Source organism: Schaalia turicensis ACS-279-V-Col4, assembly GCF_000296505.1.
Classification (GTDB): domain Bacteria; phylum Actinomycetota; class Actinomycetes; order Actinomycetales; family Actinomycetaceae; genus Pauljensenia; species Pauljensenia turicensis_A.
This window is the reverse complement of sequence record NZ_JH815209.1, coordinates 161,810-186,223: the sequence shown is the minus strand read 5'-3', so window position 1 is coordinate 186,223 and position 24,414 is coordinate 161,810. Positions and strand designations below refer to the sequence as shown.

At 56.6% G+C, this 24,414-nt stretch carries 20 protein-coding genes; 19 read left to right on the top strand and 1 reads right to left on the bottom strand.

Annotated elements, in window-relative coordinates; genetic code table 11:
- Position 1: 1 nt before the first annotated feature.
- The 3 genes from HMPREF9241_RS04505 (at position 2) to HMPREF9241_RS04495 (ending at position 4,737) form a co-directional block, all read left to right on the top strand.
- Positions 2–718 (top strand): MBL fold metallo-hydrolase, encoded by a 717-nt coding sequence (locus tag HMPREF9241_RS04505; RefSeq protein WP_006681098.1) that lies wholly within the window; start codon positions 2–4, stop codon positions 716–718.
- Between the two features lie 163 nt (positions 719–881).
- A complete protein-coding gene (gene hisS, locus HMPREF9241_RS04500; protein ID WP_006681097.1) occupies positions 882–2,234 on the top strand; it encodes a histidine--tRNA ligase in 1,353 nt (450 codons plus the stop codon).
- A 241-nt stretch (positions 2,235–2,475) separates the two neighbouring features.
- On the top strand, positions 2,476–4,737 hold the full coding sequence (locus HMPREF9241_RS04495) for a DEAD/DEAH box helicase (RefSeq protein ID WP_006681095.1): 2,262 nt from the start codon (positions 2,476–2,478) through the stop codon (positions 4,735–4,737).
- A gap of 149 nt (positions 4,738–4,886) precedes the next feature.
- Here HMPREF9241_RS04495 and HMPREF9241_RS04490 read toward each other — a convergent pair whose 3' ends face one another.
- Positions 4,887–6,263 carry an MFS transporter gene (locus HMPREF9241_RS04490; RefSeq protein WP_006681094.1) on the bottom strand — a complete coding sequence of 459 codons (1,377 nt, stop codon included), beginning with the start codon at positions 6,261–6,263 and terminating at the stop codon, positions 4,887–4,889.
- A 121-nt stretch (positions 6,264–6,384) separates the two neighbouring features.
- Here HMPREF9241_RS04490 and aspS point away from each other — a divergent pair, with 121 nt between their 5' ends.
- From aspS to pyk, 16 genes are all read left to right on the top strand, one after another.
- A complete protein-coding gene (gene aspS / locus HMPREF9241_RS04485; RefSeq protein WP_006681093.1) occupies positions 6,385–8,202 on the top strand; it encodes an aspartate--tRNA ligase in 1,818 nt (605 codons plus the stop codon).
- 220 nt (positions 8,203–8,422) lie between these two features.
- Positions 8,423–9,040 carry an L-threonylcarbamoyladenylate synthase gene (locus HMPREF9241_RS04480; protein ID WP_006681092.1) on the top strand — a complete coding sequence of 206 codons (618 nt, stop codon included), beginning with the start codon at positions 8,423–8,425 and terminating at the stop codon, positions 9,038–9,040.
- 72 nt (positions 9,041–9,112) lie between these two features.
- The gene (locus HMPREF9241_RS09715; RefSeq protein WP_006681091.1) at positions 9,113–10,132 is read left to right on the top strand and encodes a hypothetical protein; all 1,020 of its coding nucleotides are present in this window, start codon (positions 9,113–9,115) and stop codon (positions 10,130–10,132) included.
- 5 nt (positions 10,133–10,137) lie between these two features.
- Positions 10,138–11,481 carry a replication-associated recombination protein A gene (locus HMPREF9241_RS04470; protein ID WP_040318549.1) on the top strand — a complete coding sequence of 448 codons (1,344 nt, stop codon included), beginning with the start codon at positions 10,138–10,140 and terminating at the stop codon, positions 11,479–11,481.
- Between the two features lie 123 nt (positions 11,482–11,604).
- Entirely contained in the window at positions 11,605–12,228 is a 624-nt protein-coding gene (gene rpsD / locus HMPREF9241_RS04465; protein WP_040318548.1) for a 30S ribosomal protein S4, read from the top strand.
- Positions 12,229–12,335: 107 nt separating this feature from the next.
- Positions 12,336–15,038, top strand: a complete 2,703-nt coding sequence (alaS, locus tag HMPREF9241_RS04460; RefSeq protein ID WP_006681088.1) for an alanine--tRNA ligase — start codon at positions 12,336–12,338, stop codon at positions 15,036–15,038.
- Entirely contained in the window at positions 15,035–15,517 is a 483-nt protein-coding gene (gene ruvX / locus HMPREF9241_RS04455; RefSeq protein WP_006681087.1) for a Holliday junction resolvase RuvX, read from the top strand. Before alaS ends, ruvX begins: the two co-directional genes overlap by 4 nt.
- A 137-nt stretch (positions 15,518–15,654) precedes the next feature.
- Positions 15,655–16,791: an endolytic transglycosylase MltG gene (gene mltG / locus HMPREF9241_RS04450; protein WP_243440776.1), complete on the top strand. Its 1,137-nt coding sequence runs from the start codon at positions 15,655–15,657 to the stop codon at positions 16,789–16,791.
- Positions 16,792–16,795: 4 nt separating this feature from the next.
- Positions 16,796–17,623 (top strand): shikimate dehydrogenase, encoded by an 828-nt coding sequence (locus HMPREF9241_RS04445; RefSeq protein ID WP_006681085.1) that lies wholly within the window; start codon positions 16,796–16,798, stop codon positions 17,621–17,623.
- Entirely contained in the window at positions 17,620–18,327 is a 708-nt protein-coding gene (locus HMPREF9241_RS04440; RefSeq protein ID WP_006681084.1) for a prepilin peptidase, read from the top strand. Before HMPREF9241_RS04445 ends, HMPREF9241_RS04440 begins: the two co-directional genes overlap by 4 nt.
- Positions 18,328–18,462: 135 nt before the next feature.
- On the top strand, positions 18,463–18,828 hold the full coding sequence (hisI, locus tag HMPREF9241_RS04435) for a phosphoribosyl-AMP cyclohydrolase (protein ID WP_006681083.1): 366 nt from the start codon (positions 18,463–18,465) through the stop codon (positions 18,826–18,828).
- Positions 18,829–18,912: 84 nt separating this feature from the next.
- On the top strand, positions 18,913–19,758 hold the full coding sequence (trpC, locus tag HMPREF9241_RS04430; protein WP_006681082.1) for an indole-3-glycerol phosphate synthase TrpC: 846 nt from the start codon (positions 18,913–18,915) through the stop codon (positions 19,756–19,758).
- Position 19,759: 1 nt separating this feature from the next.
- Positions 19,760–21,061, top strand: coding sequence for a tryptophan synthase subunit beta (gene trpB, locus HMPREF9241_RS04425; protein WP_006681081.1), 1,302 nt, complete (start codon positions 19,760–19,762; stop codon positions 21,059–21,061).
- On the top strand, positions 21,058–21,867 hold the full coding sequence (gene trpA / locus HMPREF9241_RS04420) for a tryptophan synthase subunit alpha (protein ID WP_006681080.1): 810 nt from the start codon (positions 21,058–21,060) through the stop codon (positions 21,865–21,867). Before trpB ends, trpA begins: the two co-directional genes overlap by 4 nt.
- On the top strand, positions 21,864–22,793 hold the full coding sequence (gene lgt / locus HMPREF9241_RS04415) for a prolipoprotein diacylglyceryl transferase (RefSeq protein WP_006681079.1): 930 nt from the start codon (positions 21,864–21,866) through the stop codon (positions 22,791–22,793). The genes trpA and lgt overlap by 4 nt, the downstream gene beginning before the upstream one ends.
- A gap of 9 nt (positions 22,794–22,802) precedes the next feature.
- Positions 22,803–24,248: a pyruvate kinase gene (pyk, locus tag HMPREF9241_RS04410; protein ID WP_006681078.1), complete on the top strand. Its 1,446-nt coding sequence runs from the start codon at positions 22,803–22,805 to the stop codon at positions 24,246–24,248.
- The last annotated feature ends 166 nt before the right edge of the window (positions 24,249–24,414 follow it).

Genomic DNA, 24,414 nt, shown 5'->3' with positions numbered 1-24,414 from the left:
AGTGAAAATCACTGTTATTCCAACGCCGTACTACGCAGCCAACTGCGTGGTGCTGGTTGCCGATGGCGAGCCGGCGGCGCTGGTCGTCGATCCGTCAGCGGGAGTGCAGGATAAGATTCGCGAGGTCTTGGTCGCGTCTCAGGCTCATGTCGGAGCTGTTCTTGCAACTCACGGTCATCCTGATCATGTCTGGGATTGTGCCGAGGTTGCCTCGTGGGCGCCTGAGACTTCTGCCCCTACGTGGATCCCGGCTCCTGATCGATACCGAATGGATGATCCGGCATCGCATATTCCGATGCCCGTGCCCCCGAGCATCGGCCCGTGGGTGAAGCCCGCCGATCTGCGCGATTTTCCGGGTGGTAGCGTTGAGGTGCTTCCCGGTATCTGGATGAAGATGGTTCCAGCTCCAGGTCACTCTGAAGGTTCTGCCGTGTTTATCGGTCACTGCGATATTGAGGTTGAGATGAAGGGACAGAGTGTCTTCTCGTCTTCAACCCCGGTTCCATGGGCTCTATCTGCTGATGTGCTTTTTGCTGGTTCGGTCGGTCGTACGGATCTTGCCGGTGGCGATGAGACTCAGATGCGCCATTCGCTACGCACTATTTCACATGCTTTGGATCCTGCAACCCTCTTGATCCCGGGGCACGGTCCAACGACGGTTTTGTCGCATGAGATTGAGACAAATCCGTATTTGAGGCGGGCTCGTACACTCGGCTGATACCTATCAAGAACTAACGGTGGCCTTGGGGATTCCCAAGGCCAACGTGTTTTTCGGCTAGCGGTTTTTTTTAATGTCTGCAGGGCTCGACCTTAACGGGGATCAGAGCCCGAATATCGTTGCCCGTTTTAGGCAATACGCCTAGGCGTGGAACAATAGAGCCATGGCACGTACATCTCTTTCCGGTTTCCCCGAATGGCTCCCTGAAGGTCGAATCATCGAACAATATGTTCTTGACCATATTCGTCAGGTCTTTGAGTTGCATGGTTTCTCTGGGATTGAGACTCGTGCGGTTGAAACGCTTGAGCAGCTTGAGGCAAAGGGGGAGACCTCGAAAGAGGTTTATGTCCTTGACCGCCTGCAAGCGATGAAGGATGCCGAAGCTGGTCGTCATTCGTCTAAGGAACGCAAGATGGGTCTGCACTTTGACCTGACGGTTCCTTTTGCTCGGTACGTCATCGAGAATGCGAACGAGCTTGATTTCCCATTCAAGCGCTACCAGATCCAGAAGGTCTGGCGTGGTGAGCGTCCGCAGGAAGGGCGTTTCCGTGAGTTCACTCAAGCTGACATCGATGTTGTTGGCAACGGTGATCTTCCTTTCCACTTCGAGGTCGATCTTCCTCTTGTGATGGCCGAAGCTCTTGCAACGCTTCCGATCCCGACAGTGCACGTGCTCGTGAACAACCGCAAGGTCGTTCAGGGCGTGTGCGAATCTCTCGGTGTTACCGACGTTGAGGCTGCATTGCGTGGCCTCGACAAACTGGACAAGATTGGTCCCGAGGGCGTTACCGCAGAACTCGCATGCTCGAATATCAATGGCGAGCAGGCCGAGAAGCTTCTCAAGATGGCCCAGATCCGTAGCAATGATCCCGATGAGATCCGTTCTAGAATTGCTGGACTCGGTTGCGAAGGCGAGCTTCTTGCCGAAGGCTTGAATCAGCTGTGTGCGCTCCTCGAGGAAGCTCATCGTCGTATGCCCGGCGCTGTCATCGCTGATCTGAAGATCGCGCGCGGCCTGGATTACTACACCGGCTCCGTTTACGAATCGGTGATTGAAGGCCACGAGGACCTCGGCTCCATTTGCTCCGGTGGGCGTTACGATTCGCTGGCAAAGGATGGGAAACGCACCTACCCGGGCGTTGGTCTCTCGATTGGCGTCTCGCGTCTGGTTTCCCGCATGATTTCAGCACCGATGGTTCAAGCTACCCGCAAGGTTCCTGCCGCGGTCGTTGTTGCTGTCATCGACGAGACAGATCGCGCTCGCTCGGAAGATATCGCAATGCAGTTGCGTAGCCGTGGAATTAGCACCGATGTTGCACCGAGCGCGGCCAAGTTCGGCAAGCAGATTAAGTTCGCTGATAAACGAGGTATCCCATTCGTCTGGTTCCCGGGAATGGAAGGTGAAGCCGACACGGTCAAAGACATTCGAAGTGGAGAACAAATCGAAGCTGACGCTTCGACGTGGACTCCGTCTGCTCAGGACTTGAAGCCGCGTGTCATCTCGGTCGGAGCGTGATTGTCGAAACGGGTCGTAGCTGATGCTTTTGGGGGCGGTGAGTGATCTCACCGCCCCCAAAAGCATCGTTTCGTGAAGGAGCAACGTAGGCTTGTTTGAGCGATGAGGCGCGCCTTGAATGAAAGTGATGGGCACCGCTAAGCGGTGGATGTTGTGGGATGAGGTTGCGCCGAAGGCCCCACAGTGGCCCGGCTTGATAGAAATCAGCCTCGAATGAAACACACAATCCGATAGGAATACTGTGCCTGAAAAACAGGAAATGAACCTCAACACCGTCGACGAATTGAACGAACCTGCCGAAACGACTGGCGCCGTTGAAGAGCTTCCGGCCGAAGAAAACGACACCCTGGACTTAGAATCCGGCCTCGTCGATGATGAACTCGAGAACGCCGAAGATGGCGGCGAACGTGAAGACGACGAAGAAGAGCCTTCCATCACCTTTGCTGACCTTGGTCTTCCCAATGAGATCCTCGATGCTGTCACCCAGATGGGGTTTGTGACACCGACTCCAATTCAGGAAAAGGCGATCCCGTCCCTGCTCGAATTGAATGACGTTGTCGGTATTGCCCAGACCGGTACCGGTAAGACCGCCGCTTTCGGTCTGCCTATGCTCGCGATCGTGGATGCCGATGAGAAGCTCGTCCAGTCCCTCGTGCTTGCTCCAACCCGCGAACTTGCCATGCAGTCCGCGCAGGCCATTGAGGATTTCGCAGCCCGTACACGTGGCCTTGATGTTGTTTCCGTCTACGGTGGTTCACCCTATGGCCCGCAGATCAACGCTCTGAAGAAGGGGGCGCAGGTCGTCGTCGGCACCCCTGGGCGTGTCATCGACCTTATTGAAAAAGGTGCGCTAGATCTGTCCGGCGTGCGCATGCTTGTCCTCGACGAGGCCGACGAAATGCTGCGCATGGGCTTCGCTGAAGACGTCGAAACGATTACCTCGTCCGTGCCTAAAGACCGCCTGACCGCACTGTTTTCCGCCACGATGCCCCAGGCGATTGAACGCATTGCGAACACTCACCTGTTTAACCCCGTGAAGATCGCTGTCTCGGAAGAATCTTCGACTGTTGACACGATCCACCAGACCTACGCTGTCGTGCCGTTCAAGCACAAGATCGGCGCCTTGTCTCGCGTGCTCGCGACGCGTGCCCAGCACATCGCTGCCGGCCAGGAAGACGCCGATGCCGCGATTGTGTTCGTGCGTACCCGCGCCGACGTTGAAGAGGTTTCCCTCGAAATGTCAGCACGAGGTTTCCGCGCAGCCGGTATCTCCGGTGACGTTGCGCAGACTGAGCGTGAACGCATGGTTGCACGTCTGCGTGCCGGCACGCTCGACGTGCTGATCGCAACCGACGTTGCGGCCCGTGGCCTCGACGTTGAGCGCATCTCCCTTGTCGTGAACTTCGATGTTCCCCGTGAACCGGAAGCCTACGTGCACCGCATCGGTCGTACCGGTCGCGCCGGTCGCGAAGGTCGCTCGCTTACTTTCTTTACTCCACGTGAACACGGTCGCCTGCGTCGCATCGAGAAGCTGACCGGCACCCCGATGGAAGAGATCCAGATTCCGTCGCCCGCAGCAGTCTCTGAGTTCCGTTCGCGTCGCATGCTCGAAGGTCTCAACGCTCGCATCGAACGCGGTCGTCTTGAAATGTACAAGAACCTGCTGACCGAGGTTCAAGAAACGTCTGAAACCGACATTATGGACATCGCTGCCGCGCTCATGGCGAACGCTGTTGGTGACGAGGGTCCGGCTTTGCGCGTTGAAAAGGATCGCCGTGGCAAGGGCAAGATCCGTAACGAAGAAGAAATCGACGAGTCCGGAGAATTCGTTGGTGCTTCATTCGAGGGCGGTCGTGATAAGGATCGTCCGCTGAAGCCAGGCCACCAACGCGGTCGTGGTCGCAAGGCATCCTTTGGTGTCGGTACCCGATACCGCGTTGAGGTTGGCAAGAAAGACCGCGTGAAGCCCGGTTCGATTGTCGGAGCGATTGCTGGTGAAGGTGGCGTTGACGGCCGCGACATTGGCAATATTGAAATCTTCCCGACCTTCTCGCTGGTCGAAATCTCCGGCGACCTGACCGACGATCAGTTGCGCCGCATTGGCAAGGGCTACGTTCAGGGTCGTCCGTTACGCATTCGCGTGGACCAGGGCCCCGGTAAGGGCGGGCACCGCTCTGACCGCGAACGTAGCTTCGACAAGGCTAAGAAGTTCGATCGTTCGGGACGCCCCGAACGCGACCGTGGCGAACGCGAATATGCGCGTCGTTACGAACGCGATGACAAGCCACGTCGTGCGCACAAGGACCGCAACGACCGCTTTGATCATCATGCGCACCACGAGTCGTCCGACCGTCGCTCATCGCTACGTGCCGCGAAGCGTTCCGGCTCTTCTGATCGTTTTCGCGCGAGTGGCCGTGGCAAGTCCTCCGATCGTTTCGACCGCGGTGGCAAGTCAGGTTCAAAGGGCACGAGGTCCTTTGGTTCTCACCGTCACTCACGCTGAATGTAGCGGTGGCGCGATCTGACACAGGGGGTTGACGAGGCCCAGAACGAAGCGCTTAAACGCAAAGGGATGGCGGATGAAATCATCTGCCATCCCTTTGGTGTATCTGCCTACGGGCTCGTGATGAGCCTCGTCAAACGGCGAAATAACTACGAAGCTGAAGGGGCATCGCCACCCTTGATTCGCAATGATGCGACAAGAGCGACCACGGTGACGATCAGGGTGATAACGGGGGAGGCCAAGTAGGAGAGGGGCCCTACTGGCATGACCAGCGCGAAGAGAGCGAAGGCAATCGACACTAACGCGAGTTCGATTGATGCACCTGCGGCGTCGGCGACCTGAAGCCACGATGCAACTTTACCGTGCTCCGAAGTATCGGTAAGCCCCAGTGTCAGCACTGAGAGTGTCGAGTGCATGAGTCCCGTGCCAAACCCGGCAACAAACCAGCCGACGAGCGCCGGCCACACGGGCCACGACGCAATCACAAGGAACAGAATCGGGACAAGACCAAGCGTCAGCAGAGCCATGCCAATCGCGGGCAACTGCATGCGACGGTCGGGGTCGTGGACTCGAGCTTGGTAAGTCGCACCGGCAGACCACGAGATCGTACCGATGGTGACAGCGAGAGCGGCATGATCTGCATCCCACATGTGAACGCGTTGCAAGACAAGTGGCAGGAATGCCGACGCACCGGCCTGAGCGCCCATGGCAAGCAGGCGCGTCATAATCGCCGCGGGCATCCCACGCTTCAAACGCATCGCGCCCTTGGGGAGAAGCTGGGGGAGAGCCCAGCCGGTGAGCACAAGCCCCACAATGATCAAAATGATCAGTTCAATGCCACCGAGAGCCCCCGACAGCTGAAGCATCAGAACACCGGTGCCCGCGACCACAGCGAGCAATCCCAAGTGCTTCAGATTCTTCACCGGGTGCGTTGTGGACGAACCGAGCTGGCGAAGAACAGAAATCAGGGGAAGAACGGCAAGAAGAGCCAAGAACGGAACCGCCCAAAAGACCGGGCGCCAGCCGAAGTACTGCGCGACATACCCAGCAATCGCGGGACCAACGAGGCCCGGCAGAACCCATGACAGAGAGAACGCGGCGAAGAAGAAAGGTCGATGATGAACGTGGGCAATCGAACCAATGAAGACATACAGCGGAACAATAATGAGTCCGCCACCCAAGCCCTGGATCAGACGACCGACAACGAAAATCGCAATGTGAGGAGCGAACGCTGACGTGAGCAGACCGGCGACAAAACAGGTAAAGCCTGCAAGAAGAACCGTCCGAGGCCCTTTTGAATCCGCCAGCGCTCCTGCGATGACGGTCGCGCTGAGCTGAGCTGCGAGAGCTGCGCCAGAAGCGACTGAGAACCACGCTTCGGAATCCAGATCCGCAACGACATTCGGCATGATCGTTGTTGTGGCAAGCCCCTCAAACGCTGCAAGCGTAATCAAAAGAACTGAGCCTACGAGCAAAGAAATCTCAATAGGTTGCCATTTGAGGCGTGTGGAATCTTCAGCAGTCACCTGCGAATCTTCCCACTCCTAGAGCCCCGCGAGCAAAGCAAGCGAACAAGAGCGCATAAAGGGGAGTAAAATCGCGGTGCCGCCGCCCGTCTCGCGGATGGCCACAATGAAAGGAAGACACGTGCTGCGCACTCATAACATTGGCACCCTCAATACCGACCTTGTCGGTCAGACCGTTACTCTGACCGGTTGGGTGGATCGCCGCCGTGATCACGGCGGCGTTGCATTCGTCGATCTCCGCGATGCATCCGGTATTGCACAGGTTGTCGTCCGCGACGAATCCGTCGCCCACGAGCTCCGCTCCGAATTCGTCCTCAAAGTCACCGGCGAGGTGTGTGCTCGCCCCGAGGGTAACGAGAACCCTCACTTGCCCACCGGCGCCATCGAAGTGATGGGCGACGACATTGAAATCCTCAATACGTCCGCACCTCTTCCTTTCCAGGTCTCTGCGCACGCAGAAGACTCCGGCAACGTTGGCGAAGAAACTCGCCTGAAGTACCGTTACCTCGACCTTCGTCGCGAACCGGAACAGTACGCGCTGCGTCTTCGTTCCCAGGTGTCGCGCGCCGCTCGTGACACTCTCTACACGCACGACTTTGTCGAAATCGAAACCCCGACCCTGACGCGTTCGACCCCCGAAGGTGCTCGCGACTTCATCGTCCCGGCTCGTTTGTCGCCCGGCTCTTGGTACGCACTTCCACAGTCCCCGCAGCTGTTCAAGCAGATGCTCATGGTTGCCGGTATGGAACGCTACTTCCAGATCGCACGTTGCTACCGTGACGAGGACTTCCGCGCTGACCGTCAGCCAGAATTCACCCAGCTCGACATCGAAATGAGCTTCGTTGACCAAGATGACGTCATTGCCGTTGCCGAAGATGTCATGATGAACGTCTGGAAGCTCATCGGCTACGACCTGCCTACCCCGCTTCCTCGAATGACCTACAAGGACGCGATGGAAAAGTACGGCTCTGACAAGCCCGACCTTCGTTTCGGCCTCGAGCTGGTTGACCTGACCGAATACTTCAAAGACACCACGTTCCGCGTCTTCCAAGCTCCCTACGTCGGCGCAGTCGTCATGCCCGGCGGTGCTTCCCAGCCGCGTCGCACCTTTGACAAGTGGCAGGAATGGGCGAAGGCACGCGGTGCAAAGGGCCTTGCCTACGTCACCATTGGTGAAGATGGCGCCCTCGGTGGCCCCGTTGCCAAGAACATCACCGATGCTGAGCGCGAAGGACTGGCGGAAGCAACCGGTGCTCAGCCCGGCGACTGCATCTTCTTCGGTGCGGGTAAACCGACCCCCTCGCGCGAATTGCTCGGCGCGGCGCGCCTCGAAATTGGCAAGCGTTGCGATCTGATTGACCCCGACGCATGGGCATTCACCTGGGTAGTTGATGCTCCGCTGTTCAAGCCCACCGGCGACGCAGAAGCAGAAGGCGACGTTGCACTTGGCCATTCCGCATGGACCGCGGTGCACCACGCATTTACTTCCCCAAAGCCCGAATGGCTGGACTCCTTCGACAAGGACCCGGGCAATGCACTTGCCTACGCCTACGACATCGTCTGCAACGGCAACGAAATTGGTGGCGGATCAATCCGTATCCACCGCCGTGACATCCAGAACCGCGTCTTCAATGTCATGGGTATTGGCGACGAAGAAGCCCAGGAGCAGTTTGGCTTCCTGCTGGATGCCTTCAAGTTCGGCGCTCCGCCACACGGTGGCATTGCATTTGGTTGGGACCGCATCGTTTCGTTGCTCACCAAGTCCGAGTCGATCCGCGACGTCATCGCCTTCCCAAAGTCGGGTGGTGGCTACGATCCGCTGACCGAAGCTCCCGCTCCGATTACGCCTCAGCAGCGTAAGGAAGCTGGTGTTGATGCCCAGCCGAAGAAGCGTGGCGAAGAGGAAACCTCCAAAAAAGAGGCCGGTGAATCAAAGTGATAGCGCGCGTCCAATGACGCCCCTATCGTTCGCGTGGAAATTTCATCTCCGGTGAACAACTGAGCGCAGAGGGCGGTACTGAAGACTGAGCTCTTCGGTACCGCCCTCTGATTTATCCCATGGATTTCATCTGTGTCACCAGACTTCTTGCATGGCAGATTCGTCAGGTGGTAGGTCTGTTTCACCTGCATGAGTGCGTGATTTAGGGCACACTGTATGTATGTCGTACGTAGAAATGCACCCAGAGAATCCACAAGTTCGTTTCGTGAACAAAGCTGTCGAGATCTTGAACAACGACGGCGTGATCGCGCTTCCGACTGATTCGGGATACGCGATTGCCTGCAAGCTCGGCAACAAGGCTGGCATGGATACGATTCGTTCGATTCGTCGTTTGGACGAGAAACACAACTTCTCGCTCTTGTGCCATTCTTTTGCGCAACTGGGTGAACTTGTCATCGTCGATAACTCTCAGTTCCGTACGATCAAAGCTCTGACTCCGGGTGCCTACACTTTCATTTTGCCTGGAACTAAAGAGATTCCTCGCATGACGCTGAACAAAAAGAAGCACACAGTTGGTGTCCGCATTCCCGATCATGTCATTACCCAAGAGATCGTTGCTGCGCTTGACGAACCGCTTCTGTGTTCGACACTGATTTTGCCCGGTGAGAGCGAACCGATGATCGACGGGTTCGAGGTGGATGATCGCATCGGTAAGTTGATTGACCTAGTGATCGTTGCTCCCGTCGGTGGTGACGAGGCCACAACCGTGATCGACTTCACCCAGGGTGCTGGAGTGGTCGCGCGTGCTGGTGCGGGGGATACCTCACTTTTTGAGTAAGTACTTCGTATGATCTTCTCACTTCTCTCCTGATAGGCTCAATGGAGCATAGTGAGTAAAGGGGAGGGAAGAATGGCGCTACAACGCCATCTTGGTGCTGTTCATGCGCATTTCGTGCGTATTCTTGCACTCCTTTTTGTGCTGCTTGGATTTGTTTTAGCCTGCGCTACCCCGTCGTTTGCGCAGGGCGATGGAAAGAGCGCGAACAGCCCTTTTTTAAAGGATTCTCTCTCAGACACGTTCACGGTCCTTTCAAGCTGTAGTGGACTTGACGCAACGCACCTTATTGCCATCTACCTTGACGGTAACGGAACCCTTTTGCAACGTAGTGAAGCACTGGCAAACCCGCTGACCGGCGAAAAGCTTGACGCGAAGGTGTGGGCAGTTGGTACCTATGACGCGCAGAAAGAGCGTTTCGTGGCACCCGTTGAGATCCCTAACGGCACGAACAATGCTGACGGCACTTTGTGGGAAGCTAACGTCGCTCATCAACTCACTGTCTTCTATCTGACCAAGGATGGTCACAGTGCAGGAGAGGCTTGCGAGTTCACACGCTGGGTCGGCATTACGCAAAAGGCAATCCCGATTACTCCAGTCGATCCCGTTGAACCTGCTACTCCCGTTCAACCGGTAGATCCAGTGATTCCCAGTGAGCCTGAAAAGCCCGTAACCCCCGGTGCCCCGGTTGTTCCTGAGCCCGTTACTCCTTCAGCGCCGGCTACACTGTTGCCTGATGCCATTTCTGCGCAGACGAACACGGCGGCCGCCCGGAGTGCTTCGAATCCAGCTGTTCAGGTTCCTGCCCAGCAAACGACGCTTGCTTCTCCCGTTCCAAGCGAAGCAAGCTCAACGGAAGACCAATCTGACCAGCCAACAGTGAAGCTTCTTTCCTCCCAATCAAGCGAGTCGTCGGCGTCTTCACTGTCGGCGGAAGCCATTCTTGCTGCGCACGAAGCTAACGCCGACAACGGTGCTGCAATGAACGCGGCGATGGCTTTGTCCGCATCAGCCTTCGCGGCCGGTGGTGGCATGGTGTTAATCGCTGGTGGTGTCGTTGCACATCTACTGTCCGCCTCAGCGCCCACTCAGTGAACCTCGTGGACCTTTTTAGTTCCGACTCTTTAACTGCCGACGGAGTTCCGCAGTTTAACTCGCATGCTCCTCTTGCGGTGCGTATGCGTCCAACATCTCTCGACGAAGTCATTGGGCAACGCCATCTTCTCTCAAAAGGTTCGCCTCTTCGACGGTTGCTCGCTCCGGTTAAACCGGGTGCTCCTCAGGTTTCTTCCGTGATCTTGTGGGGCCCACCGGGCACTGGTAAAACCACACTTGCCTACCTTGTTGCTCAATCATCCGGTCGTCATTTTGAAGAATTGTCCGCGGTCTCAGCTGGCGTAAAAGATATTCGAGATGTTGTTGTCAGCGCGAAGAGGCGTACCGCGTCAACCGGTGAAGGAACCATTCTTTTCATCGACGAAGTTCATCGTTTCTCGAAGTCTCAGCAGGATGCTCTTCTCCCAGCTGTCGAAAATCAGTGGGTGACCCTCGTTGCTGCAACAACCGAGAATCCATCGTTTTCGGTGATCTCGCCGTTGCTCTCACGTTCGATCTTGCTGGTGCTCGAGCCACTCGAAGAAGAGGCGATTGAGCTCTTAATCCGTCGTGCTCTCGATGATGAACGAGGTCTGAATGGCGCTTACACACTGGATGATGACGCGATGGGGGGCCTCGTACGCCTTGCTGGCTGCGATGCGCGAAAGTCACTGACTCTGCTGGAAGCTGCCGCTGGAGCAGCCGATGACCAACAGTCCCAAGCGATCACCCTTGATCACGTGCAGACCGCCGCGAACCAAGCGCTTGTCCGCTGGGACCAGGATCAGCACTACGACGTTGCTTCGGCGTTCATTAAATCGATGCGAGGTTCTGACGTTGATGCGGCGTTGCACTATCTGGCGCGAATGCTAGAAGCGGGGGAGGATCCTCGTTTTATTGCGAGGCGCGTCATGATCGCTGCCTCGGAAGATGTGGGTATGGCAGCTCCCGAGGTCCTATCTACAACCGTTGCTGCGGCTCAAGCAGTGGCAATGATCGGCATGCCGGAGGCGCGCATTATTTTGGCCGAAGCGGTCATTGCTGTCGCAACCGCGCCGAAGTCGAACGCTGCCTACCTTGGTATTGACAGGGCGATTGCGGACCTGAGAGCTGGAAAGAGCGGACCTGTTCCCATGCATCTGCGCGATGCTCATTACGGGGGAGCGAAACGACTGGGCCACGGCCAAGAGTACATTTATGCGCACGACGAACCGCATCACGTTGCTACCCAGCAGTATCTTCCCGACAATCTTGAGGGTGCACGCTACTATGAGCCAACCACGAACGGGCATGAGAAACTCATCACTGAACGCCTGTCCGTGATTAGGAAACTACTGAAACTACGGTAGTCTTGACGGGTTGCCTGTATGGCACACCTGGGGTCTTAGCCGAAAGAAGCAATTCTGGGAGTTGACCCCGTGGCCAACGGATAGTCCGTGGTCATGACACAAGAAACAGGAAAGATAGAGGAAATGGCACAGAACCGTTCCCGCAAGCAGGTGCGCGAATCCCGCGCCCTCGGCATTGCACTCACCCCGAAGGCAGTCCGCTACTTCGAGAAGCGCCCCTACGGCCCCGGCGAGCACGGTCGCTCCCGTCGTCGTCAAGAATCCGACTACGCCGTTCGTCTGAAGGAAAAGCAGCGTCTGCGCGCTCAGTACGGCATCCGCGAATCCCAGATGCGTCGCGCCTTCGAAGAAGCACGTCGTACCGCTGGCCTGACCGGTGAAAACCTGGTTGAGCTTCTCGAAACCCGTCTTGACGCCCTGGTTCTGCGTGCAGGCTTCGCCCGCACCATCCAGCAGGCACGTCAGGTCGTCGTTCACCGTCACATCCTGGTTGACGGCAAGATCGTTGACCGTCCGTCTTTCCGTGTGAAGCCGGGGCAGACCATCCAGGTCAAGCCGAAGTCGCAGACCACCGTTCCGTTCGAAATTGCTGCTCAGGGCATCCACCGTGACGTTCTGCCGGCAGTTCCCGAATATCTGGACGTCGAGCTTGAGCGCCTCAAGGCCACTTTGGTTCGTCGCCCGAAGCGCGCTGAAGTCCCCGTGACCTGTGACGTCCAGATGGTCGTTGAACACTACTCACGCTGATCACACTTTTGCAGAGCCCCGAGATTTTTCTCGGGGCTCTGTTGTTTTCTTTCACCCCGTTGGTCAGATGTGCTTTATCTGGCCCTCACCTATTACGATAGGGAACCATGCGCACCTCTGAAATTCGTTCACGTTGGCTCGACTTCTTCGAATCCAAAGGCCACCATATTTCGCCTTCGGTTTCGTTGATCTCTCCGGAGCCTTCCATTCTGTTCACCGTCGCGGGCATGGTGCCGTTTATTCCCTACATTCTGGGAACAGAGCCGGCTCCGTGGCCGACCGCAGCATCGGTGCAGAAGTGCATTCGTACGAATGATATTGACAATGTTGGTAAGACCACGCGGCACGGTACGTTCTTCCAGATGAACGGTAACTTCTCCTTTGGCGATTACTTCAAGGAAGGCGCTATCAGCCACGCGTGGGAACTGCTGACAACTCCGCAGGATAAGGGCGGTTACGGCCTTGACGGCGACCGCTTGTGGATGACCATCTGGGAAAAAGACGAGGTTTCCTTCGACTACTGGACGAAGACGATCGGCCTGCCCGCAGAGCGCATCCAGCGTCTTCCGTTTGAAGAGATCTCCTGGTCGACCGGTCAGCCGGGTCCTGCTGGCGCATGCTGTGAAATCCACTACGACCGTGGTCCTGAGTTTGGCCCCGATGGCGGTCCCGTCGCCGACGTTGCTGGCGACCGCTTCCTTGAAATCTGGAACCTCGTCTTCGACGAATTTGTTCGAGGCGAAGGTGAAGGCCACGACTTCGAACTCGTTGGCAAGCTTGACCAGACCGCAATTGATACGGGTGCTGGCCTTGAGCGTCTTGCATTCATCATGCAGGACAAGCCGAACATGTACGAGATCGACGAAGTCTTCCCGGTCATTGATGTCGCCCAGCAGATGTCGGGCAAGAAGTACGGCTTGGGTGCCTCAGGCCCCAGCGCGGGTGTCGCTTATGACGATGATGTGCGTATGCGCGTTGTCGCAGATCATGTGCGTTCTGCGCTCATGCTGATCAATGACGGCGTGCGTCCGGGCAACGATGGACGAGGCTACGTGTTGCGTCGTCTGATCCGCCGTGCGGTGCGTTCGATGCGTCTTTTGGGCGTCGACGAGGCCACGATGCCGAGTCTGCTGACAGCTTCGAAGAACGTCATGTCCCTGTCCTACCCGGAACTCAACGAGAATTGGGCAACCATTCAGGACGTCGCATACGCCGAAGAGGACGCATTCCGTCGCACGCTGAGCGCCGGCACTACGATTCTTGACGTCGCCGTTCGTGATGCGAAGAAGGCTGGATCTCACGTTCTGTCCGGCGAATCAGCATTCTCACTGCATGACACCTACGGCTTCCCGATTGACTTGACGCTTGAAATGGCAAGCGAGCAGGGCCTGAAGGTTGACGAGGATGCTTTCAAGACTCTCATGCAGGAGCAGAAGGACCGTGCACGCGCCGATGCTCGCGCAAAGAAGACCGGCCACACCGACGTTCGCCTCTTCCAAGATATTGAGAAGCAGATGGGTGGTGGCTCGACCTTCCTCGGCTACACAGATCTTGGCTCCGAAGCGACGATCACCGCTCTTCTCGTTGATTCCGTTCCCGCTCCCGTCGCGCAGGCGCCTGCTGAGGTCGAGGTCGTCCTTGACCGCACTCCGTTCTACGCTGAGATGGGTGGTCAGCTCGCTGACCACGGTCAGATTCGCCTTGCAGACGGTGGCATTATCGAGGTCCACGATGTCCAGGCTCCGATTAAGGGGCTGTCGGTTCACCGTGGCACGCTGACTGAAGGCGTAGTGACGGTTGGTGCGAAGGCATGGGCAGAGGTTGACTCTGAGCGTCGTCTGGCGATTGCTCGCGCTCACACCGCAACCCATATGGTCTATGCGGGTCTGCGTCGAATCGTTGCCGAAGACGCCGATCAGGCTGGTTCTGAGAACTCACCGTCACGTCTACGCTTCGACTTCCGTCACTCCTCGGCTCTCGAGGGTTCGCAGATTAACGACATTGAAGCCCTTGTCAATGAAAAGCTTGCCGAGGACCTCGTGGTCAAGACTGACGTGATGTCGATCGAAGAGGCCCGCCTTTCCGGCGCGATTGCACTTTTCGGCGAAAAATATGGTGCTGAGGTCCGTGTTGTCACCATCGGTGACGGCTTCGATAAGGAACTCTGCGGTGGCACCCATGTTCCTACGACCGGCCACATTGGTCGTATCACGATCGTGGGTGAAGGATCCATTGGTTCGGGCGTGCGACGCATTGATGCGCTTGTCGGCAATGGCGCGTATTCGTTCCAGGCAAAGGAACATGCTTTGGTTTCCCAGCTGTCGACCATGGTGGGGGGCCGTAGCGAAGAGCTTCCGGATCGTATTGCTTCGTTGCTTGCTCGAGTGAAGGAATCTGAGAAGGAACTCGAGCGCATGCGCACTGAGCAAGCACTGGCTCAGGCGCAGACGTTTGCTGATACGGCACAGTCGCTCAATGGCATTGCTGTAGTCGCCAATGATGCAGGCGTTATGCCGTCCGCTGACGCGTTGCGCACTCTGGCTCTTGAAGTTCGTGATCGTCTTGGCGATGCGAATCCGGTTGTTGTCGCTCTCATCGGCCGAGTGAACGACAAGCCCTCGATCGTCGTTGTGACAAACGAGAAGGCACGCGAGCGCAAGGCTAAGGCAGGCGCATTTGTTCGCGCTGTCGCCCAGCACCTTGGTGGTGGCGGCGGTGGCCGTGATGACATCGCACAGGGCGGTGGCACCAAGCTCGACGCGATCAAGGAAGCGCTTGACGCGATCCGTCGCGAGGTTGCTCATTCGTGAGTCTTCGTCGCGGAACGCGCATCGGTGTTGATGTTGGAACTGTCCGGGTTGGAGTGAGTCGCTGCGACCCGGACGGCATACTCACAATGCCCGTTGAAACTGTTATCCGAGCTGATGACGGTTCTGACGTTGAGCGTATCTGCTCAATCATCGACGAATACGATGCCTTAGAAGTCATCGTAGGCCTGCCGAAACATCTCAAAGGTGGAGAGGGAATTTCAGCAAAAGGCGCTCGGCGCTACGGCAGACGAATTAAGCTAGCTAGGCCACATGTTCGTGTCGCATTGGTTGATGAGAGGCTATCCTCAAATCAAGCGCATGCGCGCTTACGACAGTCAGGCGTTCCAGAGAGGGAACACCGAGCGGTTGTCGATCAGGTGGCTGCTCAAATCATTCTTGAGCAAGCACTTGAAGCGGAACGAATGAGCGATCGAGCCCCAGGGGTCGAGATCATCATTGAAGGGAAGGATCTTTCGTGACGACGCCCAACTCGCAACGCCCTCCATTTCCTCGACGACGAGATATACAGGGACGAGCAGGCACTCAGGCTTCGCACCAGCGCGCGCAGACACCGCCCGCAACGCCACAGTCGAATGATCTTCCTCTTTTTGGAACCGTGAGTAGTGAAACGACCGGCATGCGTTCTCGGCGCCTAGAAGTAGAACGTCGTCGAGCCCGCCGTCGTAAGCGTAATCGTCGTATCCGCGCGTTCATTATCCTGGCAATCGTTATTGCTCTCCTTGGCGGTGCAGCAGTGTATGCCGTACGCCAACTGACCGCGCCTTCATCTTCCTTCTCGCAATTGGACGATGACTATCCAGGTCCGGGTTCAGGCTCTGTTGAAGTGACGATCGATGTCGGCGAAACAGGTGCCGAAATCGGTCAGTCACTGGTTGATGCTGACGTCGTCAAGAGCGTTGCAGCCTTTATCCGCTCGTATGACGCGAATAAAGCAGCCACAATGATCCGTCCGGGCACATACACGCTGAAAATGCAGATGAGGGCGTCTGATGCGGTTGCCGCATTGCTTGATGACGCTAATAGGTCTGATAACACGGTGACTGTCACTCCGGGGCAAACCAAGGCAGAAATTGCCGAGCGTATTTCATCTGTCACCGATTTCAGCTTTGATGATGTCACCGCAGCATTTGAAGATGCCAGCGCTATTGGTTTGCCCGATGTTGCTGGGGGAAACGTTGAGGGGTGGCTTGCTCCGGGTTCATACGAAGTGGCGTCTTCGGATACTCCGGTGACTCTGGTTGCCCAGATGGTTGCCACTACGATTTCCACGCTCGATAGTGCCGGTGTCGCTGAAGACCAGCGCGAAATTGTTTTGAACAAGGCTTCAATTCTCGAACGTGAAGTGAATCTTGACGAGTACCTGCCCAAGGTCGCTCGAGTGATTGAAAATCGCCTTGCTGATACTGAAAACGAGACTCATGGCTTGCTCCAAATGGACTCAACGGTTCTTTACGGAGTTGGTAAAACCGGTGGCGTACCAACCGCTTCCGATCTGCTGGATGAGAACCCGTACAACACATACCTTCATAAGGGGATTCCTCCGAGCCCGATCGCTCAGCCCAGTGAGGCAGCAATCAAAGCCGTGATGCATCCTGCGGATGGCGACTGGCTGTACTACGTGACCATTGATTTGGATACGGGTGAGACAGTGTTTGCTTCAACGCTGGCCGATCACGAAGCCAATCAGAAGAAATTCAAGGACTACTGCGAAGCTCACCCCGGGAAGTGCTGACACAATGAGTTGGGCTGGCGTAATCGGCTCACCCATTGAGCACTCACTATCGCCTCTTTTACACAGGGCAGCGTGGGATTCTGTCGGCGTGGGTTCTGATTGGACGTACCGCACAATCGAGGTCACGAAAGAAACGTTGCCGTCTTTCCTGTCCTCGCTCGATTCAGGGTGCCTCGGTCTTTCCGTGACCATGCCGTGCAAACAGGACATCATGTCTTTGATTGATGTCTGCGATCCTTTGGCCCAAGCGGTTGGAAGTGTGAATACCGTTGTCCCATCGGCAGGCGTGTTGACCGGTTTTAACACCGATGTGCACGGGATCGTGATGGCTATCGATCAGGCTCGAGCGCGCAGGGGGTGTGATGCGCCGCATTCTGCAGTGATCTTGGGCAGTGGAGCGACGGCGGCCTCGTCCCTTGCAGCCTTGGGCACGCTTGGTATCACTCGCACAACTGTGATCGCGCGTCGTTTTGGCGGACCGGGTTCGATTGTTGTGGCAGCAACGCGGTTGGGTGTTGAGATTGACCAGGTTCTTTTCAGCGATCATGAACGAGTGATGCATGAGATCGCTTCGGCAGACATCCTCATCTCTACGTTGCCCGCACATATTGGCGATGATATTGCCAAGCAATTGAGCCCGAGAACCGATCAGTGTCTGCTTGATGTCATTTATTCGCCTCGTGACACGCAGCTTGTACAGGTGTATGAAGCCAATGGCGCGTGCGTTGTCTACGGTGTCGAGATGCTTCTTCATCAAGCGCATCTTCAGGTTCAGCTAATGACGGGGAAGAACGCTGATGTGGAGGCGATGCGTCAGGTGATTCCTCAATGAGCGATTTTTTAAGTCTTCTGCGCGTCCGTGAAGCAACAACGGTCCAGGACTTGTCGCTTGCGTTAGCACTCGCAACATGGCTGATCATCATCTATTGGCTGTGGCGCTACGGCTGGCGCGTCCAACGCCGATATTTCATTGAAGCGACGCTGACACCGTATAAGCGCACGGGTATCGTGTGGACCTCCGCTTTGTTTGGGGCTGCAACGATTGTGACGCTGCAACTGAAACCGTCGGCACCGGCTATTGTGTCGGTTGCGATGATCGGGGCGCTCTCTGCGTTGGTTGATGCTCGAACGCACAAGCTTCCCAACGCATACACGGCTACGATGGCGATCGGGGTGACCTTCGGTGCGCTCGGCATGATTTTCCACTCGGAAACGCCCGTGAAAGTGATCGTGCGTATTGTCTTGTCGATGGCAATTTGGGCGGTTCCCTTGTGGATCCTTTCTAGGATCCCGGGCGGTGTCGGTTTTGGCGACGTGAAGATTGCTCCTGTCCTTGGAGCGTTGCTTGGGTGCGTTGGTATCCAAGCTGCCTACGGTGGTTTGATTATTTCCTTCGTTTTGGCCGGTGGCGCCGCGTTGTGGCGATTGGTCGTCGGCAATGCGGGGACCGGGGCGCGGATACCTCTTGGACCGTGGCTGATTCTTGGTGCTGCCGGTGGGTATATCGGCTGGGGTGCGATTCTTCAGTGGCAGTAGGCGGTTCTTTCGCCTACGCAGTTGACCGCATTCTTTTTGGGGGACGAGGCCGGTCACTTCGATGTGTGCGATGGCGTTATAGCCGGAGAATGAACGGCAGAGGTCGTGTTGACCTGTTCGTGTCAAGATAGATGAATGACTTTAGATCCTTCGATTGCTCAGCGTTTAAAGCGTGATTCTGCCGGTCTTGTTGCTGCTGTCGTTCAGCAGTGGGATACCCGTGAAGTTTTAATGCTCGGGTGGATGGATGACGAGGCTCTTCATCGGACGCTGACGACAGGACGAGTGACCTTCTGGTCGCGAAGTCGCCAAGAGTATTGGCGCAAAGGTGATACGTCCGGACACCTCCAGTTTGTGAAGGCTGTCAGTCTTGATTGTGACGGCGATGCGTTGCTCATCGAAGTGGACCAGGTTGGGGTTGCCTGTCACACGGGGAAGCGTTCCTGTTTCGAAGAAGGCGGTGACCTTGGTGCAGTCATCGGTCAGCGAGGTGACGTATGAGCACACATGATGAGCCCATTTCAGTATCTCTACTAGTACCCACTAGCATCGAATTGACGACGGTAGTGGCGAAGGAGCGCAATCATGACAGTCTTAGATGACATCATCGCAGGTGTCCGTGAAGATCTTGCCTTGCGCGAGGCCCACGTCCCCATGGACGAAATCAAGCGACGTGCACTGCGTGCCCCCGATGCCCATGACGCATTCGCAGCCTTCAAGGAACGCGAAGGCGCCGTATCGATTATTTCCGAAGTGAAGCGTTCCTCTCCGTCAAGGGGCGCTCTTGCTGGCATTCCTGATCCTGCGCGTCTTGCGTCGATCTACGAAGAAGGTGGCGCAACCGCCATTTCTGTTCTAACGGAAAAACGTCGTTTCTCTGGCTCCCTCGCTGACCTTGATGCAGTGCGTGCCGCAGTGGATATTCCAGTGCTCCGCAAGGATTTTATTGTTACTCCGTATCAGATTCACGAGGCGCGGGCACATGGAGCGGACCTCGTCCTCTTGATTGTCGCCGCACTTGAACAGCCGGCACTTATCTCGCTTCTGGAACGCGTCCATTCGCTGGGGATGAATGCTCTGGTTGAAACGCATTCGCGTCTTGAGGCGTTGCGAGCGCTCGAAGCGGGAGCACGGATTATCGGGGTCAATGCTCGAGATCTGAAGACCCTTGAAGTTGACCGCGACACCGTTAACCAGGTGATTGATGTGATTCCAGCTGACGTTGTCGCCGTCGCGGAGTCAGGTGTACGAGGCCCCCACGACGTTTTCGAATACGCCAAGTGGGGTGCTGATGCTGTTCTCGTCGGAGAGGCTCTGGTGACCAGCGGTGATCCGTTGTCCTCCATTCGTGACATGGTATGTGCCGGCTCTCATCCGGCTCTCCTGACCGACCGTAAGGCGCGCGTTCGCGCCGCTCTAGAGGAGAAGTAACGTGGCACTGTCAAACGTTCAAGGCCCCTACTTTGGCCAATTCGGTGGACGGTTTGTCGCCGAATCATTGATGGGACCACTCGAGGTTATTGAACGTGAGTGGAAGCGCTTGTGGCCCGATCCTGCGTTCCAGAAGCGTCTTCGTGACCTGTTTGTTGGGTATGCGGGTCGTCCGTCTTTGCTGACCGAGGCGCCTCGTTTCTCCCGCGAGCTTGGGGGAGTGCGCGTCTTTTTGAAGCGCGAAGACTTGAACCATACGGGCTCGCACAAGATCAACAACGTGCTTGGCCAAGCTCTTTTGACGAAGGAACTGGGCAAAACCCGAGTCATCGCTGAAACCGGTGCCGGGCAACACGGTGTTGCGACCGCCACTGCAGCGGCGCTTCTTGGCTTGGAGTGCACCGTCTACATGGGCGAAGAAGATACTCGACGTCAAGCACTGAATGTTGCTCGAATGCAGATGCTTGGGGCGGAAGTTGTCGCCGTAGCATCCGGTTCGAAGACTCTGAAGGATGCAATCAATGAAGCATTCCGCGATTGGGTGACGAACGAAGCTACAACCAACTACATCTTCGGTACCGCGGCTGGTCCTCATCCATTCCCGGAACTTGTTCGTGATTTACAGCGAGTGATTGGTGATGAGGCTCGAGCACAGCTTCTGGCAATGGAAGGCCGTTTGCCGGACATCGTCTGCGCATGTATCGGTGGTGGTTCGAACGCAATCGGTACTTTCACCGCATTCCTCGACGATCCCGATGTCGAACTACTCGGGTGCGAAGCTGGTGGAGACGGGGTTGAGACCGGTCGCCATGCCGCTTCGATTACCGCGAATGAAACCGGTGTTCTTCACGGAGCCCGCACGTACCTGCTTCAAGAACGAGACGGTCAAACGAAGGAATCACATTCGATTTCGGCGGGTCTCGACTACCCGGGTGTTGGCCCCGAACATTCGTGGCTCGCTGCGATCGGTCGCGCTCGCTACATTCCCATCAACGATGCCGATGCGATGGATGCTTTCCGGTTGCTATCGCGCACCGAGGGTATTATTCCCGCAATTGAGTCTTCGCATGCTCTTGCAGGTATCCGCCAGTGGGCCGCGCAGAAGGTTCGCGAAAACGGCGGTCCCTTTGCTGAAGGTGAAGGTCCGATTGCCATTGTCACTGTGTCGGGACGCGGAGATAAAGACGTGGACACGGCATCGAAGTGGTTCAACTTGGGTCATGCGACTCGTCAAGTGATTGACCCCAGTGCCGGTTCGACTGGCATTTCCCAGTTGGACGATGATGAAGAGGCGGGCAAGTGAGCAAAGAATTGAAAGCTGGGCATCGCATCGACGAAGCTCATTCACGAGGCGACGCAGCTCTCATCGGATACCTTCCCGTTGGTTTTCCGTCGGTTGATAATTCCATTCGAGCGGGCAAAGTCCTTGCAGATTGTGGTTTTGACGTACTAGAACTGGGCTTCCCCTATTCCGATCCAGGAATGGATGGACCCACGATTCAGAAGGCAACAGTTGCTGCTCTTGAACACGGTACTCACCTTGAAGATCTGTTTCGAGCTGTTGAAGAACTGACCAGTTATGGACTGACCACCGCGGTGATGACCTACTGGAATCCTGTCGAGTGGTGGGGGGTGGAGCGCTTTGCCCGTGATTTTGCTACTGCGGGTGGTTCCGGTCTGATTACCCCCGACCTTCCTCCAGAAGAAGGGGCGCAGTGGGAAGCAAGCGCAGAAGAATACGGCTTGGAGCGCACGTACCTTGTCGCCCCCTCGTCTCCGAGGCGCCGGTTGGAACTGATCAGTGCGCATAGCGAAGGCTGGGTGTACGCTGCCTCGACAATGGGGGTTACCGGTGCTCGCGCATCCGTGGGAGAGCACGTCAAGGACCTCGTTGAACGCACGCGAGATGCCGGGGCTCAGCGCGTGTGCGTTGGTCTTGGTATTTCGAACGGCCAGCAGGCGAAAGAAATCGGTGCGTACGCCGACGGCGTTATCGTGGGCTCCGCACTGGTGAAGACACTGTTTAACGAGCCAATTGACCGCGGCCTTCGTCTTCTTGAAGAACGTGCTCACGACTTGGTTTCAGGAGTGAAAGGAGCCCGATTGTGATCAGCGCCTCCATCCCTTCGCCGTCGCAGGGTGTCTGGTACATCGGTCCGCTACCGCTACGCGCGTACGGATTAATCATCGTTATCGGCATGTTTATCGCCGTCTACTGGACGTCCAAGCGCTACGCACAACGTGGCGGTGACCCTGAACTGATGTATGACGTGGCCCTTTGGGCGATCCCGATCGGTATTATCGGAGCTCGCCTGTACCATGTCTTCACATCACCCGAAGCCTACTTTGGTCCAAACGGTGATCCGGCTCGAATCATTCAAATCTGGGAAGGTGGCTTGGGCATCTGGGGCGGTGTCGCTCTGGGTGCAGTCGGCGCTTGGATTGCAGTGAAACGTTCCGGGAAGCGCCTTGGCCCGCTTGCTGATTCGCTTGCACCAGCATTACTGGTCGCCCAGGCCATTGGTCGCTGGGGGAACTGGTTCAATCAAGAGCTTTTCGGTGGCCCCACGACGTTGCCATGGGGTTTGCAGATCGACGACGCGCATCTGCCCGATGGTTTTGCCTCGGGAACCCTGTTTCACCCAACATTCCTCTATGAGTGCCTGTGGAATTTGACGATGGCAGCAATCATCGTGTGGTGCGATCGTCGTTTCCGTTTCGCCTCTGGACAGGTGTTCGCGCTCTACCTGATCGCATATCCACTTGGACGAAGCTGGATTGAAATGATGCGCATCGACACGGCTCACACCTTCTTCGGAGTGCGCCTGAACGTATGGACATCGCTCGCCATTTTTGCGCTAGGCCTCGTTGTCTACTTCGTTGCCGGGAGACTGGGACGATCCACTATCTTGCAGGGCGACGAACGCTTCGTGCCTGCTGAAAGTGGCGAAAACGCTTCTAAAATCGCTGAACATGGGAACGATCACCTTGAAATTGAATCCCAGGATAAGAGTTTTGACGCCCAATCACGGTAGACTTGGGCTATGCGTCGAGCAAAAATTGTATGTACTCTCGGCCCTGCCACTGATTCTTCGGAGCAAGTCCAAGCACTGGTTGACGCCGGTATGGATGTCGCCCGAATCAATCGATCACACGGCACGGCTGCAGAGCACGAAGCTGTTATTGAAAAGGTCCGTCGTGCTTCCGCGACTTCAGGGCGTGCCATTGCAATCCTCGTTGACCTGCAGGGCCCGAAGATTCGCCTGGAGACGTTCGAAGAAGGGCCCCAGGTCCTCGCTGTTGGTGACACGTTCACCATCACAACCCGCGACGTGCCTGGAACTAAGGAACTCGTTGGTACGACCTTCAAAGGTCTGCCTGGTGACTGTGCTCCCGGCGATCGCCTGCTGATTGACGACGGAAACGTCGCAGTCCGCGTTGTCGAGGTCACCGATACCGACGTCATCACCAAGGTTGAGGTCCCCGGCGTAGTTTCCGACCACAAGGGGTTGAACCTTCCCGGCGTCGCAGTGTCCGTTCCTGCTCTTTCCGAGAAGGATAAAGAGGACCTGCGTTGGGCAATGGAAAACGACGCAGACTTCATCGCTCTGTCGTTCGTCCGCAATGCAAAGGATATCAACGATGTCCACGCGATCATGGACGAATACGGTCGTCGTCTTCCGGTGATCGCCAAGATCGAAAAGCCGCAGGCTGTCGAAGCCCTCCAGGAAATCGTCGATGCGTTTGACGCGATCATGGTTGCCCGCGGTGACCTTGGCGTTGAAATGCCACTCGAGTCCGTTCCGCTGGTTCAGAAGCGCGCCATCGAACTGGCTCGCCGTGCTGCGAAGCCGGTGATCGTCGCAACCCAGGTCATGGATTCCATGATTAAGAATCCTCGCCCGACCCGCGCTGAAGCTTCTGACTGTGCAAACGCCATCCTTGACGGTGCCGATGCGGTCATGCTTTCCGGCGAAACTTCAGTGGGTGCGTTCCCGATCGAAGCTGTTCGCACGATGGCTCGTATTATCGAGTCCACCGAAGAAAACGGTGGCGAAATGATCGCCGCACTGACTGGTTTCTTCGTCAACGACCGTGCGGCCGTCATCTGTGAAGCTGCCGCTCAGATTGCTGAGCATCTTGATGCTCGCTACCTGGTGACCTTCACTCAGTCCGGTGCTTCGGCTCGCATGATGTCGCGTCTGCGTCGCCCGATTCCGATGCTCGCATTTACTCCGCTGGAATCAACGCGTCGTCGCCTGGCATTGACGTGGGGTATTCAGACCTACCGCGTTCCTGAGGTCCGTCACACCGATGACATGGTGTGGCAGGTCGACCAGGTTGCGCAGTCGTCGCGCCTCGCTGAAATTGGTGACGAACTCGTGATCGTTGCAGGTATGCCACCGGGGACCGCAGGTTCCTCGAACATGCTTCGCTTGCACAAGGTGGGCGATGAAGTCGACTACTCAATCGGTGGCGGACTTCGCTGACACCAGCATGTGAAAGGTGGCCAGACTGCTTCGGTAGTCTGGCCATTTTTATTCGTGACACGGACGCTTTGATTGTTCGTGATGGACTAGGGACTTCATGGCGTGCAACACGAAGGGGCGCTTCCGATGGCGGACTACGCGAAATCGTGTAGGGTAGTGGGAGTGC

Bases quoted from the DNA above. Each gene is read 5' to 3' on its own strand.
- hisS (WP_006681097.1), top strand. From the start codon at position 882: ATGGCACGTACATCTCTTTCCGGTTTCCCCGAATGGCTCCCTGAAGGT.
- HMPREF9241_RS04480 (WP_006681092.1), top strand. From the start codon at position 8,423: ATGTCGTACGTAGAAATGCACCCAGAGAATCCACAAGTTCGTTTCGTG.
- HMPREF9241_RS09715 (WP_006681091.1), top strand. From the start codon at position 9,113: ATGGCGCTACAACGCCATCTTGGTGCTGTTCATGCGCATTTCGTGCGT.
- rpsD (WP_040318548.1), top strand. From the start codon at position 11,605: ATGGCACAGAACCGTTCCCGCAAGCAGGTGCGCGAATCCCGCGCCCTC.
- alaS (WP_006681088.1), top strand. From the start codon at position 12,336: ATGCGCACCTCTGAAATTCGTTCACGTTGGCTCGACTTCTTCGAATCC.
- HMPREF9241_RS04445 (WP_006681085.1), top strand. From the start codon at position 16,796: ATGAGTTGGGCTGGCGTAATCGGCTCACCCATTGAGCACTCACTATCG.
- HMPREF9241_RS04440 (WP_006681084.1), top strand. From the start codon at position 17,620: ATGAGCGATTTTTTAAGTCTTCTGCGCGTCCGTGAAGCAACAACGGTC.
- hisI (WP_006681083.1), top strand. From the start codon at position 18,463: ATGACTTTAGATCCTTCGATTGCTCAGCGTTTAAAGCGTGATTCTGCC.
- trpC (WP_006681082.1), top strand. From the start codon at position 18,913: ATGACAGTCTTAGATGACATCATCGCAGGTGTCCGTGAAGATCTTGCC.
- pyk (WP_006681078.1), top strand. From the start codon at position 22,803: ATGCGTCGAGCAAAAATTGTATGTACTCTCGGCCCTGCCACTGATTCT.